This is a genomic window from Bradyrhizobium sp. USDA 4449 (assembly GCF_054056275.1).
Genome location: NZ_JBSRYD010000001.1, coordinates 571,979 through 588,293, shown reverse-complemented (window position 1 = coordinate 588,293; position 16,315 = coordinate 571,979). Strand labels below are relative to the sequence as shown.

15 protein-coding genes are annotated in these 16,315 nt (G+C 61.8%); all 15 read left to right on the top strand.

The genetic code is table 11. From position 1 onward, the window contains the following. Nucleotides 1–125 precede the first annotated feature (125 nt). The 15 genes from ACVIIW_RS02780 (at nt 126) to ACVIIW_RS02710 (ending at nt 16,315) form a co-directional block, all read left to right on the top strand. A complete protein-coding gene (locus ACVIIW_RS02780) occupies nt 126–1,127 on the top strand; it encodes a lytic transglycosylase domain-containing protein (protein ID WP_456699339.1) in 1,002 nt (333 codons plus the stop codon). Then, nucleotides 1,124–2,887 carry a relaxase/mobilization nuclease domain-containing protein gene (locus tag ACVIIW_RS02775; RefSeq protein WP_456699338.1) on the top strand — a complete coding sequence of 588 codons (1,764 nt, stop codon included), beginning with the start codon at nt 1,124–1,126 and terminating at the stop codon, nt 2,885–2,887. The genes ACVIIW_RS02780 and ACVIIW_RS02775 overlap by 4 nt, the downstream gene beginning before the upstream one ends. A gap of 35 nt (nt 2,888–2,922) precedes the next feature. Next, nucleotides 2,923–4,911 (top strand): conjugal transfer protein TraG, encoded by a 1,989-nt coding sequence (locus ACVIIW_RS02770; RefSeq protein ID WP_456699337.1) that lies wholly within the window; start codon nt 2,923–2,925, stop codon nt 4,909–4,911. Nucleotides 4,912–4,917: 6 nt separating this feature from the next. Beyond that, nucleotides 4,918–5,343, top strand: coding sequence for a CopG family transcriptional regulator (locus tag ACVIIW_RS02765; RefSeq protein ID WP_456699336.1), 426 nt, complete (start codon nt 4,918–4,920; stop codon nt 5,341–5,343). A 132-nt stretch (nt 5,344–5,475) separates the two neighbouring features. Further along, a complete protein-coding gene (locus ACVIIW_RS02760) occupies nt 5,476–6,804 on the top strand; it encodes an MFS transporter (protein ID WP_456699335.1) in 1,329 nt (442 codons plus the stop codon). A 229-nt stretch (nt 6,805–7,033) separates the two neighbouring features. Then, on the top strand, nt 7,034–7,948 hold the full coding sequence (trbB, locus tag ACVIIW_RS02755; RefSeq protein ID WP_456705071.1) for a P-type conjugative transfer ATPase TrbB: 915 nt from the start codon (nt 7,034–7,036) through the stop codon (nt 7,946–7,948). Between the two features lies 1 nt (nt 7,949). Then, nucleotides 7,950–8,273, top strand: a complete 324-nt coding sequence (locus ACVIIW_RS02750) for a TrbC/VirB2 family protein (protein ID WP_456699334.1) — start codon at nt 7,950–7,952, stop codon at nt 8,271–8,273. After that, nucleotides 8,273–8,536 (top strand): VirB3 family type IV secretion system protein, encoded by a 264-nt coding sequence (locus ACVIIW_RS02745; RefSeq protein ID WP_456699333.1) that lies wholly within the window; start codon nt 8,273–8,275, stop codon nt 8,534–8,536. The genes ACVIIW_RS02750 and ACVIIW_RS02745 overlap by 1 nt, the downstream gene beginning before the upstream one ends. Before the next feature lie 10 nt (nt 8,537–8,546). Beyond that, nucleotides 8,547–10,988, top strand: a complete 2,442-nt coding sequence (gene trbE, locus ACVIIW_RS02740; protein WP_456699332.1) for a conjugal transfer protein TrbE — start codon at nt 8,547–8,549, stop codon at nt 10,986–10,988. Continuing rightward, on the top strand, nt 10,985–11,716 hold the full coding sequence (gene trbJ / locus ACVIIW_RS02735; protein WP_456699331.1) for a P-type conjugative transfer protein TrbJ: 732 nt from the start codon (nt 10,985–10,987) through the stop codon (nt 11,714–11,716). The genes trbE and trbJ overlap by 4 nt, the downstream gene beginning before the upstream one ends. Next, nucleotides 11,713–12,078: a putative entry exclusion protein TrbK-alt gene (gene trbK-alt, locus ACVIIW_RS02730; protein ID WP_456699330.1), complete on the top strand. Its 366-nt coding sequence runs from the start codon at nt 11,713–11,715 to the stop codon at nt 12,076–12,078. Before trbJ ends, trbK-alt begins: the two co-directional genes overlap by 4 nt. Beyond that, a complete protein-coding gene (trbL, locus tag ACVIIW_RS02725) occupies nt 12,075–13,304 on the top strand; it encodes a P-type conjugative transfer protein TrbL (protein ID WP_456699329.1) in 1,230 nt (409 codons plus the stop codon). The genes trbK-alt and trbL overlap by 4 nt, the downstream gene beginning before the upstream one ends. A gap of 100 nt (nt 13,305–13,404) precedes the next feature. Further along, complete coding sequence (trbF, locus tag ACVIIW_RS02720; protein WP_456699328.1) at nt 13,405–14,088, top strand: conjugal transfer protein TrbF; 684 nt, start codon at nt 13,405–13,407, stop codon at nt 14,086–14,088. Further along, entirely contained in the window at nt 14,085–15,113 is a 1,029-nt protein-coding gene (gene trbG, locus ACVIIW_RS02715) for a P-type conjugative transfer protein TrbG (protein ID WP_456699327.1), read from the top strand. The genes trbF and trbG overlap by 4 nt, the downstream gene beginning before the upstream one ends. Further along, on the top strand, nt 15,110–16,315 hold the full coding sequence (locus tag ACVIIW_RS02710) for a TrbI/VirB10 family protein (protein ID WP_456699326.1): 1,206 nt from the start codon (nt 15,110–15,112) through the stop codon (nt 16,313–16,315). The genes trbG and ACVIIW_RS02710 overlap by 4 nt, the downstream gene beginning before the upstream one ends.

Sequence of the window (16,315 nt, the reverse complement as noted above, 5' to 3'; positions counted from 1 at the left end):
TGCCCTGGAAGGGCGCGAGCACAACGGCATGCTTGGCTCGGTCGGGCGTGCGCGTTTGGGCTGTCGTGTCGCTGCTGCTTATTTTCGCTGCGTCGGACGGGGCTGCTCGAGCCGAGAGTGGATCAGTGTTAGCTCAAGCGGTTGCTCAGGCAAGCAACCCGTTTGCAGCTTTCGTCGACAAAGCCTCGAAGCGTTTTGCAATTCCGGTGAACTGGATCGGTTCGGTCATTAACGTCGAAAGCGCTGGAGACGTGCACGCCAAGTCGCCCAAAGGCGCAATGGGCCTGATGCAAATCATGCCGGCGACTTGGGCGGAACTTCGCGAGCGCTACAATCTCGGGAACGACCCCTACGACCCGCATGACAACATTCTGGCCGGCACGGCGTACTTGCGCGAACTGCTCGATCGATATGGCTCGCCTGGCATGTTTGCCGCGTACAATGCGGGACCGGCTCGCTATGAAGAGCATCTCGCGGGCGGCTCTCTGCCAGACGAGACGCGAGCATACGTCACGAAGCTTGCAAACTTGCTTGCCATCGAACTGCCGCCGAGGTGGACAGCCAGCGGACAGTCATCAGCAGCTGCGACGCTCTCCCATGAATACGCGCGATCGGTTCCTGGCGCTCATGCCGTCGAGCGGTGTCACGGCTGCAATCTCGGCGCCCGATGTTTCGCACATGGTTCCACGGCCTCTTGGCGTGTTCGTCGCTCGATCGGATTCGGGAGCATCGCAATGACCAAATGTGCAGGTTCGCAAGCCGATGGCGTATGGGCGATGCCTTCGGCCCGCGCTCTACTCGTCGCTTCGCTCCTCACCGAGCCACCCTTCGGGTGTCTCGGCCCTTCGGGTAACGATCGCTATCGCAAGCGCTCGGAAGCAGTAGGGGCTTCGCGAGTTGGCAGCCAGGTCGCGGTGGCTCTTTCGGGAAGCGGCGACGGGGAGACCACGACGGCAGGACGGCGAGATAAAAGAGGCTCGCCGGTCGAACCGCAAGCCATTGGCATGGCTTGGGTTCTGGCGTGCCGGTCGGTCGCGGCGCGTGCCGCGACTTGCATTTTGACCAATGCAATCAACGGCGTCTCCGGCACCGAGTGCGCCTTTGATGGTTGCGAGGCCTCGCCATGACCGTGGGCGACAGCGATCTCCGTGTTCGGCCCGGGCGAATCCGCAGTACCCGCGCGCCGAAGCAAAGGAGCTTCATCAACCAGGTACTGCGCGCGGCAAAGAGGGCTGGGCACACTTCGGGTCAGGCTGCGGCTGCCAGGCGTTCCGCGGCGTATGGACGCTCGACGTTTGGCCGCGGGCGCCTTGCTTTTAGCCGTGGCAGATTGTTCAGCCCGACGCGGCGCGTCGTGGTAAAGGCGCGCGTGGTTCGTCACAAGGGGCGAGCCTTCCGATCAGCACCACTGACCGCCCACGTCTCGTATCTGAAGCGTGACGGCGTGACCCGGAGTGGTGAGCGGGCCGAGATGTTCGATGCCGGCGGCGACCGCGCCGATAGCGCGGCCTTCGCAGAACGCTGCAAGGACGACCGGCATCATTTCAGGTTCATCGTCTCGCCGGAGGATGCCGGCGAAATGACGGACCTGAAGGCCTTCACGCGCGACCTCGCCAGGCAGATGGAGACCGATCTCGGCACGCGGCTCGATTGGGTGGCCGTCGATCATTGGAATACCGACAATCCTCACGTCCATCTTCTAGTTCGGGGAGTCGATCAGGAAGGGGCGGATCTCGTGATCTCCCGCGACTATATCAGCCAGGGCCTGCGCTCACGCGCCGAGGAACTGGTCGCCATCGAGTTGGGTCCTAAACCGGAGCACGAGATCCGCAATTCGCTGGAGAGGGAAGTTACGGCCGAGCGATGGACACGGCTCGATCGGGAGATCCGACTGGCAGCTGATGAGACGGGCTACATTGATCTTCGTCCAGTCGATCCCGGGAAGTCGGATCCCGAGATCCGGCGCCTGATGGTCGGTCGCCTTCAACACTTGGAGAAGCTGGGCCTTGCTGCCTCCGCCGCGCCGGGGGAGTGGATGGTCGGCCTCGAGGCCGAGAGGAGCTTGCGCGACCTCGGCATGCGGGGTGACATCATCAAGACCATGCACCGCGCCTTTACCGACCGTGGGGAAACGCGCGGCGTTGCCGACTTCGTCATCGAGGGTGGACAATCGACATCCCAGATTGTCGGGCGACTGATCGATCGGGGACTGCATGACGAACAGACCGGTGAGGCGTACGCCCTGATCGACGGTACAGACGGACGCGCGCACCACGTGCGCTTTCGAGGGCTCGAGGCTTTCGACGAGGCACCGACGATCGGCGGAATCGTTGAAGTCCGACGCTTCGGTCAAGCCGACGATCCGCGGCCGACCTTGGTTCTCGCGACACGCTCCGATCTCGATCTTGGTAGCCAGATCACGGCACGAGGGGCAACATGGCTCGACCATCGGCTGATTGAACGGGACCCCATGCCGCTCGCCATGGGCGGATTCGGCCGCGAGACACGCGACGCCCTGGAAGCCCGTACCGAGCATTTGATCCAGGAGGGCCTGGCGCGGCGGCAGGGCCCACGCATCATCTTGCAGCGCGACCTCTTGAACACGTTGCGCCGGCGTGAACTGGACGAGGTGGCCGCAAAAGTCTCGGCCGAGACCCGCCTCCCTTACGTTAAGCCTGACTCCGGGGAGCATGTGGCGGGCACTTATCGCCAGCGGCTGACTCTCACCTCAGGACGCTTCGCCATGATCGACAACGGATTCGGCTTCCAACTCGTGCCCTGGTCGCGCGAACTCGAAACGAGGCTTGGCCAACACGTCACCGGCGTCGTGAAGGACAGCGGTAGCATCGAATGGGGCTTTGGTCGGAAGCGCGACCTCGGCCTCTAGCAATCTCTCCAATTCAGTTGCGGAAGGGCCTCGGGATGTCCGGAACCAAAATCCTGTGGGGACAGGTGATTGTCGTCGGCGTGATTGTATTGCTAGCCATCTGGGGAGCAACCGAGTGGACGGCCTGGCGGCTCGCCTGGCAACCGGAGCTTGGGCGGCCCTGGTTCGAACTGGCGGGCTTCAAGGTCTATTACCCGCCGATCTTCTTCTGGTGGTGGTTCGTCTACGACGCCTATGCGCCGCGGGTTTTCGTTGAGGGTGCGTTCATCGCGGCGTCCGGGACCTTCGTTTCGATCGCGGCGGCGATCGGCATGTCGGTGTGGCGCGCGCGCGAGGCCAAGAATGTCGAGACCTATGGTTCGGCGCGCTGGGCAGATGTGGAAGAGGTTCGAGCGGCCGGACTTCTCGGTCCTGATGGTGTGGTGCTGGGCAAACTCGACCGCGACTACCTCCGCCATGACGGGCCGGAGCACGTATTGTGTTTTGCGCCCACCCGGTCCGGCAAGGGTGTCGGCCTCGTCGTTCCTTCGTTGCTGGCTTGGCCTGGCTCGGCCATCGTCCACGACATCAAAGGTGAGAACTGGCAACTGACCGCCGGCTTTCGCTCGCGGCATGGCCGCGTCCTGTTGTTCGACCCAACCAATCCGAAGTCTTCGGCCTACAATCCGCTGCTTGAGGTCCGGCGCGGGGAATGGGAGGTTCGCGACGTCCAGAACGTGGCCGATGTCCTGGTCGACCCCGAGGGCTCGCTCGACAAGCGGAACCATTGGGAGAAGACCAGTCATTCCCTCCTGGTCGGCGCCATCCTCCATGTCCTCTATGCCGAGGCAAACAAGACCTTGGCCGGGGTCGCTGCTTTCCTCTCCGATCCGAAGCGGCCGATCGAGGCGACGCTGAAGGCGATGATGACCACGCCCCATCTTGGCGAGCAGGGGTCTCACCCCGTGGTCGCCTCGACCGCGCGCGAGCTCCTCAACAAATCCGAGAATGAACGCTCCGGTGTTCTTTCTACCGCGATGTCGTTTCTCGGGCTCTACCGCGACCCTGTCGTGGCTCAGGTGACCTGCCGGTGCGACTGGCGGATCGCCGATCTGATCGCAGATGGCCGCCCGACGACGCTTTATCTTGTGGTGCCGCCCTCCGATATCTCACGGACCAAACCACTGATCCGCCTGGTGCTGAACCAGATCGGCCGGCGCCTGACCGAGGACTTGCACGCCCGTGACCGTCGGCATCGAGTCCTGATGATGCTCGACGAATTCCCGGCCCTGGGCCGGCTTGATTTCTTCGAGTCCGCGCTCGCTTTCATGGCGGGATACGGCATCAAGAGTTTCTTGATCGCGCAGTCGCTCAATCAGATCGAGAAGGCCTACGGCCCGAACAACGCGATCCTCGACAACTGCCATGTCCGAGTCAGCTTCGCGACCAATGACGAGCGGACGGCCAAGCGGGTGTCCGATGCGCTGGGCACGGCGACGGAGATGCGGGCAATGAAGAACTATGCCGGTCACAGGCTCAACCCCTGGCTGGGGCATCTGATGGTCTCCCGCCAAGAGACGGCAAGGCCGCTCTTGACCCCCGGCGAGGTCATGCAGCTTTCGCCGATGGACGAGATTGTCATGGTGGCAGGGACCGCGCCGATCCGGGCGAGGAAGGTCCGCTACTACGAGGATCGCCGATTCACCGAGCGTGTTTTACCGCCGCCTGATCCGGCGACAGCCGGCCGATCATCGCGAACGGACGGATGGTCAACGCTCGGAACGCCGAAGCCGACGGCGAGTCCAGCTGACCAAGCTTCGGGGGTCGAGGAAGACACGGCGAACAGCGGACTCCGTCGTGAGCCCGAGCTCCCCGATCACGTCGCGATCGCCAGGGAGGCGACCGAACCGACACCGGCAGAAGAATTCGCTGCCGTCCTTGACGATGACGAGGATGCGTTACGTCAATCTCGGCTCATCCGCAAACAGATGCGAGGTGTCGCCCGTCAGGCCGCCCTGGACCCGAATGACGCTATGGAGCTCTGAGGCGATATGCGCGACCGGATGAACGTCTATTTTCCGCCAGAGCTTCTGAAACAGATCTCGGACCTGGCCGATCGCAAGAAGCTCTCTCGGTCTGCGATTGTGGAAGCGGCCGTCGCTTCATTTCTGTCACCGGACGGGGCGGACAGGCGGGAGGCGGCGTTTACCCGTCGCCTGGACCGAGTGTCGCGGCAGATGCAGAGGCTAGAACGCGACGTGGGTTTGACGGCGGAAACTTTGGCCCTTTTTATTCGTTTCTGGCTGACGATCACGCCGCCGCTACCCAACGACGCGCAGGCGGCCGCGCAGGCAAAGGGTCGGGAGCGCTTTGAAGGATTTGTCGAGGCGCTCGGGCGCCGTTTGCAGAAGGGGCAAAGCTTTCTGCGCGAGATACCAGAAGATATCCGCCGTCAGGAACCGACCGAGAACAGCTGATTGAACCATGTAATGAGATGATCTCGCCAGTCCCTCTTTTTCTACGCCAGCCTACGACCGCAGCGATTTTGCCGAACTTACAATAGCTGGACGCGCTATCGGCTCGAGCGAGCTGAGAGCAAAGGGGCCAGCATGCAAATCTCAACAGCATGGCGTCGAATCGCGCGCGTTTTTCTGCCTTTTGTAGCTGGGTACTATCTCTCTTATCTGTTTCGAACGATCAACGCTCTGATCGCCAGCCATCTCAGCTCGGATACCGGTGTTGGGGCTGCAGATCTTGGGCTGCTTACGTCAGTCTACTTTCTTGTTTTCGCAGCGGCTCAGATCCCCATCGGTATTCTATTGGACCGCTTTGGTCCGCGTCGCGTCCAGAGCGTTTTGCTCTTGCTCGCAGCAGTCGGTGCCGGACTGTTCGCGGTATCGACCGGCTTCCTATCCCTTTTGACCGCGCGCGCAATGATCGGGCTTGGTGTCGCGGCGTCGCTCACGGCAGGACTGAAGTCCATCATCCTTTGGTTCCCGAGGGAGCGAGTTGCCTTGCTCAATGGCTACATGATCATGTTGGGATCGCTTGGAGCGGTGACCGCCACGGCTCCCGTCGAATACCTGCTCGCCTGGATGGGCTGGCGGCAGCTCTTTGACATTATGGCAGTCGCGACCGGTACGACAGCCATTCTCATCTATCTCGTGGTGCCTGAACGAAGCGTGGCCACATCAACAGCGGCCACTACCCTGAGCTCCGTCTTCAGCGATCGGCGCTTTTGGCGAATGGCCCCGTTGTCGGCGACTTGCGTTGGATCGTCCTGGTCCCTGCAGGGATTGTGGGCATCGCCGTGGCTGACAGACGTCGAGGGGCTTGATCGCGCAAGCCTCGTCAGACAGCTGTTCATAATGTCGATCACGCTAAGCGGCGGTGCCTGGTTGTTCGGCATGACGGTTCATCACATCAAACGAAGGGGAATCGGCGCGGAGACGATACTAACGATCGTTGCGGTCTTGTTTATCGCAGCCGAACTGGCCTTGATCCTGCGAGCGCCTCTGCCGTCCATTTTGCCCTGGTCCGTTGTCGCAATTGCCGGAACGGCGACCGTGGCCAGTTTTGCGGTAATAGCGGATTACTTTCCGCCTGAGCTTGCTGGTCGTGCCAATGGCGCCCTGAACGTCCTGCACTTTGGCTGGGCCTTTCTGGCGCAATCCGCAACAGGCCTGATCCTGGAGCAGTGGCCGACGAACGATGGCCACAGATCCGTCCCAGCCTATCAGGTCGCGTTCGGCCTCAACATAGCACTGCAGATCGCGGCGTTGGTATGGTTCGCGTTGCCTTGGCGCCAATCCGTCGCTCCATGGATAAGTTCAATTCCCTTCTTCATGCCGGCAAGTGATTCCGACGCTGTCGAACCCGTCGGCCTGTATGAGAACTCGGTCATACTGGTACCCGCGGATGACGATGCGGAGTGGTGAACGGTAGCTCGCCGAGTACGATCCTATTGAATAGGCCTCAAACATCAGTTCTCACTCTTACTTTTTCTACGCCAGCCTACGATCACTGAAGCCGCTTGTTGCGCCAAGTCCATCGGTGCCTTTTCTAATCATCCCCACATGAGGACGCTCGTTGGACGTCCTCATTCGGTGGGGACGAACGGTGGCAATCCATTCCATTCAATCGGAAGCGAGTTCGCGCGGCGCGCGAATGCTGCGCAGCGCGCTTGGCTCTGCGATTGCCGGCTACCTCGAAGACGATGCGATCATCGAGGTGATGCTCAATCCAGATGGGCGGTTGTGGATCGACCGATTGTCGAATGGCCTGATCGACACAGGCGAAACTCTCTCCGCAGCGGATGGCGAGCGTATTGTTCGTCTGGTTGCGCACCACGTAGGTGCGGAGGTGCATGCGGGCTCGCCACGGGTCTCGGCCGAATTGCCTGGGACCGGCGAGCGCTTCGAAGGTCTGTTGCCTCCGGTCGTTGCGGCACCGGCCTTTGCGATCCGCAAGCCCGCTGTCGCCGTGTTTACGCTCGACGACTACGTCCGCAGGGGGATCATGACCTCGGAGCAGGCCAAGATCCTGCGGAACGCGGTCGCCGCACGGAGGAACATTCTGGTCGCCGGCGGGACATCGACCGGCAAGACAACGTTGACGAATGCGCTCCTGGCCGAAGTGGCGAAGACCTCCGATCGGGTCGTTCTGATCGAAGATACGCGCGAGCTTCAGTGCAAGGCGCCCAATCTCGTCGCTTTGCGGACCAAGGATGGTGTGGCCACGCTATCGGAGCTCGTTCGGTCCTCGCTGCGGCTACGACCTGATCGCATTCCGATTGGCGAAGTGCGAGGTGCCGAGGCGCTCGATCTGCTGAAGGCTTGGGGTACAGGCCATCCCGGCGGCATCGGCACGATCCATGCGGGCAGCGCGCTCGGCGCGCTGCGGCGGCTGGAGCAGCTCATCCAGGAAGCCGTCATCACGGTTCCCCGTGCCCTGATCGCTGAGACGATCAACCTCGTCGCTGTCCTTGCGGGCCGCGGCGCTGACCGTCGCCTCGCTGAACTCGCCCGCGTAACAGGGCTTGGCGCCGCTGGCGACTACGACCTTTCATCAGCAGGAGACTGACATGCGTCATAAATTTCGCTTTCTTCGAGGTGCATCGTTGGCCGCCTTCGGCGCGGTGCTTGTGGCAGCCCCGCCGGCGTGGGCGGCTGGCTCGAACATGCCATGGGAGCAGCCGCTCAATCAGATCTTGCAGTCGGTTGAAGGTCCGGTCGCCAAGATCATCGCCGTCATCATCATCGTGGTGACCGGGCTCACGCTCGCGTTCGGGGATTCGTCGGGTGGTTTCCGAAGGCTGATCCAGATCGTGTTCGGTCTGTCGATCGCGTTTGCCGCCTCGAGCTTCTTCCTGTCGTTCTTCTCCTTCGGCGGCGGCGTGGTGATCTGATGGATGACCAAGTCGCAGGCTTTGTCGTGCCCGTTCATCGCGCGCTCACTGAGCCTATCCTGATGGGGGGCGCGCCGCGGTCGGTCGCGATCGTTAACGGCACGCTTGCTGCGGCCCTTGGACTTGGACTTCGGCTCTGGATCGCGGGTCTCGTCCTCTGGTTCATCGGCCACATGGCCGCCGTCTGGGCGGCCAAGCGCGATCCCGCCTTCGTCGATGTGGTGCGCCAACATCTGCGCATTCCCGCACATCTCAACACCTGAGCCCTTTGCTATGATGAACCTTGCCGAATATCGTCATTCCAACGCGCGTCTCGCCGACTTCCTGCCCTGGGCAGCCCTCGTCGATGAGGGGATCATCCTGAACAAGGACGGCTCGTTCCAGCGGACGGCAAAGTTCCGGGGACCTGACATCGACAGCGCGGTGCCGGCCGAACTTGTCGGCGTCGCCGGTCGCCTGAACAACGCACTTCGCCGCCTGGGATCCGGCTGGGCCTTATTCATCGAGGCGCAGCGTCATTTTGCTGGGGTCTATCCTCCGAGTACGTTTCCGGATGTGGCATCGGCGCTGGTCGACGCCGAGCGCAGAGCTCAGTTTGAAGAGGCCGGCGCTCACTATGAGTCCAGCTATTTTCTAACGTTCCTCTATCTGCCGCCGGAGGAGGGAGCCGCCAGGGCAGAGCGCTTGCTCTATGAGGGCCGCGATCGGACTGTTGGCGCAGACGCGCGCGAGATTCTCCATGGGTTTGTCGATCAAACTAACCGCCTGCTGCAGCTCGTCGGAGGGTTTATGCCCGAATGTGCCTGGCTCGATGATGAGGACACCCTGACCTACCTGCACTCGACGATCTCGACCAAGCGTCATCGCGTTCGGGTGCCAGAAATTCCGATGTACATTGATGCGCTATTGGCCGACCAGCCGTTGACCGGCGGGCTGGAGCCGATGTTGGGCTCAGCCAATCTTCGGGTCCTGACGATTGTTGGCTTTCCGGGCGCCACGACCCCGGGAATTCTGGACGACCTGAATCGCCTGGCGTTTTCGTACCGATGGTCGACCCGCGCAATCATGCTCGACAAGACCGATGCCACCAAGCTGCTGACGAAGATTCGCCGGCAATGGTTCGCCAAGCGAAAGTCCATCGGCGCCATCCTCAAGGAGGTGATGACCAACGAGGCATCGACGCTGCTCGATACCGACGCTCACAACAAGGCGCTCGATGCCGACGCGGCTTTGCAGGAACTGGGATCGGATCAGATCGGGCAAGCCTTTGTCACGGCGACCATCACCGTCTGGGACCGCGATGCCAATGCCGCCGATGAAAAGCTCCGCCTCGTCGAGAAGGTCATCCAGGGGCGCGATTTCACCTGCATGATCGAGACGGTGAACGCCGTTGAAGCCTGGCTCGGCAGTCTGCCCGGGCACGTCTACGCTAATGTGCGGCAGCCACCGGTGTCGACCCTCAACCTCGCGCATATGATTCCAATGTCGGCCGTTTGGGCCGGCGAGGCGAGGGATCTGCACTTCAAGGGTCCGCCGCTTCTGTTCGGCAAGACCGAGGGATCGACGCCCTTCCGGTTCTCGCTCCATGTCGGCGATGTCGGCCATACCCTCGTGGTGGGACCGACAGGTGCCGGCAAGTCGGTCCTGCTTGCCCTGATGGCGCTACAGTTCCGCCGTTACCCCGACTCTCAGGTCTTTGCCTTCGATTTTGGCGGTTCGATCCGAGCGGCCGCCCTCGCCATGGGCGGTGATTGGCATGATCTCGGTGGCGCATCGTCCGATGCAGATGAACAACCCGTCGCCCTGCAGCCGCTGGCCTGGATCGATGATCCTTCCGAACGCGGATGGGCCACGGAATGGATTTGCGCGATCCTGGCGCGGGAAAAGGTCGAGATCACCCCGGAGGTCAAGGATCATCTGTGGTCGGCGCTGACGTCTCTCGCCTCGGCGCCGAGGGAGGAACATACCCTCACGGGCCTGTCAGTCCTGCTCCAATCGAACTCTCTGAAACGCGCCTTGCAACCTTATTGCCTCGGTGGTCCCTCCGGGCGCCTGCTTGATGCTGAATTCGAGCGCCTTGGCGAGGCGTCGGTCCAGGCGTTTGAGACCGAAGGCTTGATCGGAACGAGTGCTGCGCCGGCCGTGCTGGCGTATCTCTTCCATCGTATTGGGGACCGTCTCGACGGCCGGCCGACGCTCCTGATTGTCGATGAGGGTTGGCTTGCCCTCGACGACGAGGATTTTGCGGGGCAGCTCCGGGAATGGCTGAAGACGCTTCGCAAGAAGAACGCGTCCGTCATCTTCGCCACCCAGTCGCTTTCGGACATCGATGGCTCTCCGATTGCGCCGGCGATCATCGAAAGCTGCCCAACGCGCCTCTTGCTGCCGAACGAACGGGCGATCGAACCGCAAATCACTGCCATATACCGCCGCTTCGGACTCAACGATCGCCAAATCGAACTTCTGAGCCGGGCAACGCCAAAGCGCGACTACTACTGCCAGTCCCGTCGCGGCAACCGGATGTTCGAGCTTGGTCTGGGCGAAGTTGCGCTCGCATTCACCGCGGCCTCTTCCAAGACAGATCAGGCAGCCATTGCGCAGCTCTTCGCCGAACATGGACCTGATGGCTTCGTGCCGGCCTGGCTACAGCACCGGGACGTCGCCTGGGCCCTCGAGCTGATCCCCAATCTCGCAAATCTGGAGAAATCGCTATGAAGCGTCTTCGCTTGTTGGCAGCCGCTGGCACCATTGCGCTGGCGCTTGGTGCCTCGGTACCCGCACGGGCACTGATCGTCTTTGATCCCAGCAACTACGTTCAGAATGTCCTGACGGCCGCGCGGGAGCTCCAGCAGATCAACAATCAGATCACCTCGTTGCAGAACGAGGCGCAGATGCTGATCAATCAGGCAAGGAATCTGGCAAACCTGCCGTATTCGTCGCTGCAGCAATTGCAATCATCGATCCAGCGCACCCAGCAATTACTGGCCCAGGCTCAGCGCATTACCTACGACGTGCAGCAGATCGATCATGCCTTCTCGACAAGCTACGCGCCAGCGACCAGCAGCCAGTCGAACCAGTTGCTAATCTCCAACGCTCAATCGCGATGGCAGAATTCCTATGCCGCGACGCAAGACGCGCTTCGTGTCCAGGCTGGCATCGTTGGCAACCTCGACACCAATCGCATCCAGACGTCTGCCCTCGTAACCTCGAGCCAGAGTGCCAGTGGCGCCTTGCAGGCAACTCAGGCCGGCAACCAGATCCTCGCGCTTCAAGCGCAACAACTTGCCGATCTCACAGCGGCCGCGGCGGCGCAGGGCAGGGCGCAGAGCCTCGAAGCGGCTCAGCGCGCCTCAGCTCAGGATCAGGGGCGAGAGCAGCTCAGGCGTTTCCTGACACCAGGACAGGGCTATCAATCATCCAACGTGCAGATGTTCCACCAATGACCGACATAAGGTCGTTCAAGGCGTTATCGCTGCTCACGACGATCAGCGTGTTGGTGGTCATTGCCTGCACAATTCAGCTTCGTGGCGGAAACGGTCCTCCTCCGCCGCCGAAGGCGGAGCAGACAACGGATGCAACCAGCTCTGACCTTGCAGGCTGCCGCAGTGTCACTGCGGAGGAAGCCGCAGGTTATCAGCACTGCAAGCAAGTGTGGGCCGAAAACCGGCGTCGCTTTTTCGGCAAGAACGATCCCGCAGATTCTGGCCGAGATAATTCCGCAGGTTTGGCACCCGGCCCAAAAGACCAGAGCCGGATCCCGCAAGGTCATCCGCAACCGGCGACTCCCGAGGCGAACAAGCAATGACGGGTACGGGGATCATCGACCAATTCCTGGAAACATTCACGCGTTATATCGACAATGGGTTCGGGCTTCTAGGGAGTGACGTCGGATATCTCGCGACGACGCTTGCCGCTATCGACATCACACTAGCCGCCTTGTTCTGGAGTTGGGGAACGGACGAGGACATCATCGCGCGCCTCGTCAAGAAGACGTTGTTCGTCGGCGTCTTTGCTTACCTCATCGGCAACTGGAACGGCCTGGCACGCATTGTCTTCGAGAGCTTTGCCGGCCTTGGGCTGAAAGCGTCTGGTACAAGCCTGTCGGCGGGGGATTTCCTGCGACCGGGGAAGATCGCTCAAGTCGGTCTCGATGCCGGTCGGCCGCTCCTCGATTCGATCTCGAATCTGATGGGCTACATCAGTTTCTTCGAGAATTTCGTCCAGATCGTGATTCTCCTGTTCGCCTGGGTCGTAGTGTTGCTCGCCTTCTTCATTCTGGCGATTCAGCTCTTCGTCACCCTGATCGAGTTCAAGCTCACCACCCTGGCCGGCTTTGTGCTCATTCCCTTCGGCCTGTTTGGCAAGACAGCCTTCGCGGCCGAGCGGGTCTTGGGCAACGTGATATCTTCAGGGATCAAGGTCCTGGTCCTGGCCGTCATCGTCGGCATCGGCTCGACCCTGTTTTCGCAGTTCACCGCAGGCTTCGGCGGCGCCCAGCCGACCATCGAGGACGCGATGACGCTGGTGCTCGCGGCGCTCGCGTTGCTGGGCCTCGGCATCTTCGGTCCTGGAATCGCCAACGGCCTGGTGTCAGGTGGACCTCAGCTCGGTGCCGGTGCCGCGGTTGGAACAGGCCTTGCTGCCGGTGGCATTGTTGCGGCGGGCGCCGGCCTCGCCGCCGGCGGCGCCAGTCTCGCTGGTGGTGCGATTGCAGGTGCAGCGCGCGTTGGCGGCGCCATCATGAGTGGAGCATCAGCGGCCTATCGAAGCGGAGGCATTGCTGGTGTCGCGGAGGCAGGTCACTCGGCTGCTATGAGTCCTTTGCGTCGCGCAGCGGCGGCGTTCGGCGCAACTGAGCAAACGGGAGGGCAGGCCGCGAGCACCTCGGCTGAAGGGCAGCCAGATTGGGCGCGGCGCATGAAGGGGGCCCAGACCATTCGGCACGGTGCGTCGGCGGCCGGCCACGCGGTTCGCTCAGGCGATCATGGCGGCAGCGGCTCGTCCGTCGATTTGTCCGAAGGAGAGCGCTGACGCGCGGCCACCGCGCTTTCGCCACCCGCTGCGCGGCAGCGCCTCAAATCCGTACACCGCACGCTCAAAACCGATCACTTGATCTCAGGGGCAATTATCGATGTTCAAACGACCTTCCGTTCATTACGGGCGCATGCCCGAGCCGACCACGCCTTACCAAAAGGCAGCGCAGGTGTGGGACGAACGAATTGGATCGGCCCGCGTGCAGGCCAAGAACTGGCGCCTGATGGCGTTCGGCTGCTTGATGTTATCAGCCGGTCTCGCAGTTAGCCTAGTTTGGCAGTCGAGCCAGGGCTCGATCACGCCCTGGGTGGTCGAAGTCGACCATCTCGGCCGGGCCCAAAGGGTTGCGCCAGCGAACATCGACTATCAGCCCACCGATGCTCAGATCGCCTACCATCTGGCGCGCTTCATCGAGGATGTCAGGGGCCTGCCGGCCGACAGCATCGTTCTGCGACAAAACTGGCTCAGGGCCTATGATTTTACGACCGATCGCGGCGCCGCTGCGCTTAACGACTACGCGCGCAACAATGACCCCTTTGCCAAGTTGGGCAAGGCCCAAATCTCCGTCGACGTGTCGAGCGTCATTCGCGCCTCTATGGAGAGCTTTCGCGTCGCGTGGACCGAGCGCGTCTACGACAACGGCTCGCTGAGTTCGACTGAGCGCTGGACTGCGATTCTCTCGATCGTGATCGAGACACCCCGCGATGCCGAACGCCTGCGCAAGAATCCACTTGGCGTTTACGTCCGCGCCATCAACTGGTCAAAGGAGTTGAGTCAGTGACCAAGACGCCGTCTGACGTTCATTCGTCTCTCCAGCAAAGCAGGCTCAATTCGGCGGGGCCCGAGTTCGTGACCTCGAAGCGTGCACTTCTGTCCGCTCTTCTGCTTTGTTCGTCTCCGCTCGGTGGGTGCGCGACCTACATTCCGCCGGAGATCAGCTATGACGCTGAAGTGCCTCCGTTACCGGCGACTCCGGTGGCTCTCGACGACAGATCGCGACCGCTTCACGTTCCACCCCTCTGGAAACCGGCTCTCGGCGGCAAGTCGGGAGGGAAGGAAGACGCTGAACCCGTCAGCCGGGTTGAGACCGCAAACAGCGCAGCCCGGGTCGAACCGCGCAAGCGTGGATATTTCAATGCGGCGCAAATCTACGCCTACAGTCCAGGGGCGCTCTATCAGATTTACGCTGCACCGGGGCAGATCACGGATATTGCGCTCGAGGAGGGGGAGCAGCTGACGGGATCGGGGCCGATCGCGGCCGGAGATACCGTGCGGTGGGTCGTGGGCGATACCGAGAGCGGGAGCGGCGATACACGGCGCGTCCATATCCTGGTCAAGCCGACCCGAGCTTCGATCGAGACCAACCTTGTCGTCAATACCGACCGGCGCACCTATCTGATCGAGCTCCGCTCCCGCGAGCGGCCCTACATGCCGTCTGTTGCCTGGTACTATCCGGAAACTGTGCATGAACGGTCCCGTTCAATTGCTCTGAAACCCGTTCTTCCGGATCCGGCGCAACGTATCCCCCGATACGCCATCGAAGGAGACAGCCCGCCCTGGCGGCCGCTCGCCGCATATGACGATGGCCGCAAGGTCTATGTCGAATTCCCGCAAGGCATCGTGCAGGGCGAGATGCCTCCGCTCTTCGTCATCGGTCCAGACGGCAAGACTGAACTCGTCAATTATCGCGCTTACGGCAACGTATTGATCGTCGATCGGCTGTTTGCTGCCGCCGAACTGCGGCTTGGCGGCGAGCACCAGCAGAAGGTCCGTATTGTCCGGACCGACGGGAGGCCTTCGTCATGAATCTCAGGAATGGAAACGATCAGGAGCAAGCGGCTCCGTCTGAGACACAAGAGGATCAGTCCAGGAACTTCCGCTTGAGAGCGGAGCACCCGCGCGTGACACGGTTGTCACGGAAAGTACTGGCGGCGGGGAGCGCGGTAGCCCTGCTTGTCATCAGCGGAGCCGTGCTGTGGTCGCTGCAGAAGAATGGCCCTCGAGACCACGCGGCCGATGAGCTTTACAGTACCGACCACCACAATGTTGCCGACGGGATTACGGCGCTGCCGAAGGACTACGCTGGCATTCCACGCCAGCCAATCCCGCAACTGGGTCCGCCGCTCCCCGGGGACCTCGGTCGACCCATCCTTGCAGCTCAAGGCCAGTTGCCGACAAGCGGAGCTGATTCGGACCAGCAGCGGCGGGACCAGGAGACCGAGGCAGCCCGCGTCAGCCATCTGTTCACTTCGACCAATGGGAGAGAAGTGCGTGAGCCAACGGCAACGAGTGTAGGGGGCGACCGCATCGCATTGCCTGCGAGTGCCAATGACGATGGATTTGCGCAGAACGGTCAAGATCGCAAGCTTGCCTTCGTGAACGCCTCTGTGGACCGCCGCACGGTCAGCCCTGATCGCGTCACCAGGCCCGCTTCACCATATATCGTGCAAGCGGGGACCGTTATTCCGGGCGCTCTGATCACCGGGATTCGATCCGACCTACCAGGCCAAATTACGGCGCAGGTAATCGAAAATATTTTCGACACGCCGACTGGCCGCTTTCTGCTTGTGCCCCAGGGAGCGCGTCTGATCGGGATCTACGATAGTCAGGTCACTTTCGGCCAGTCCCGCGTCCTGCTCGTTTGGACTCGGCTGATCATGCCGAATGGCCGTTCTATCGTTCTCGAGCGACAGCCTGGAGCGGATGCCGCAGGCTATGCAGGTCTCGAAGACCAGGTCGACAATCACTGGGGTGAGCTGTTCAAGGCTGCGGCACTATCGACGTTTCTAGCGGTTGGGACCGAACTCGGAGCAGGCTCGGACACCAACAGCAACGACAGCGCCCTCATCCAGGCATTGCGACACGGCGCCTCGGACTCCCTGAACCAGACCGGTCAACAGGTAGTTCGGCGCGGCCTCAACATCCAGCCCACTCTGACCGTGCGACCCGGTTTCCCGGTTCGTGTTCTTGTTAATCGTGATCTCATACTTACCCCATATCGCGGGTGA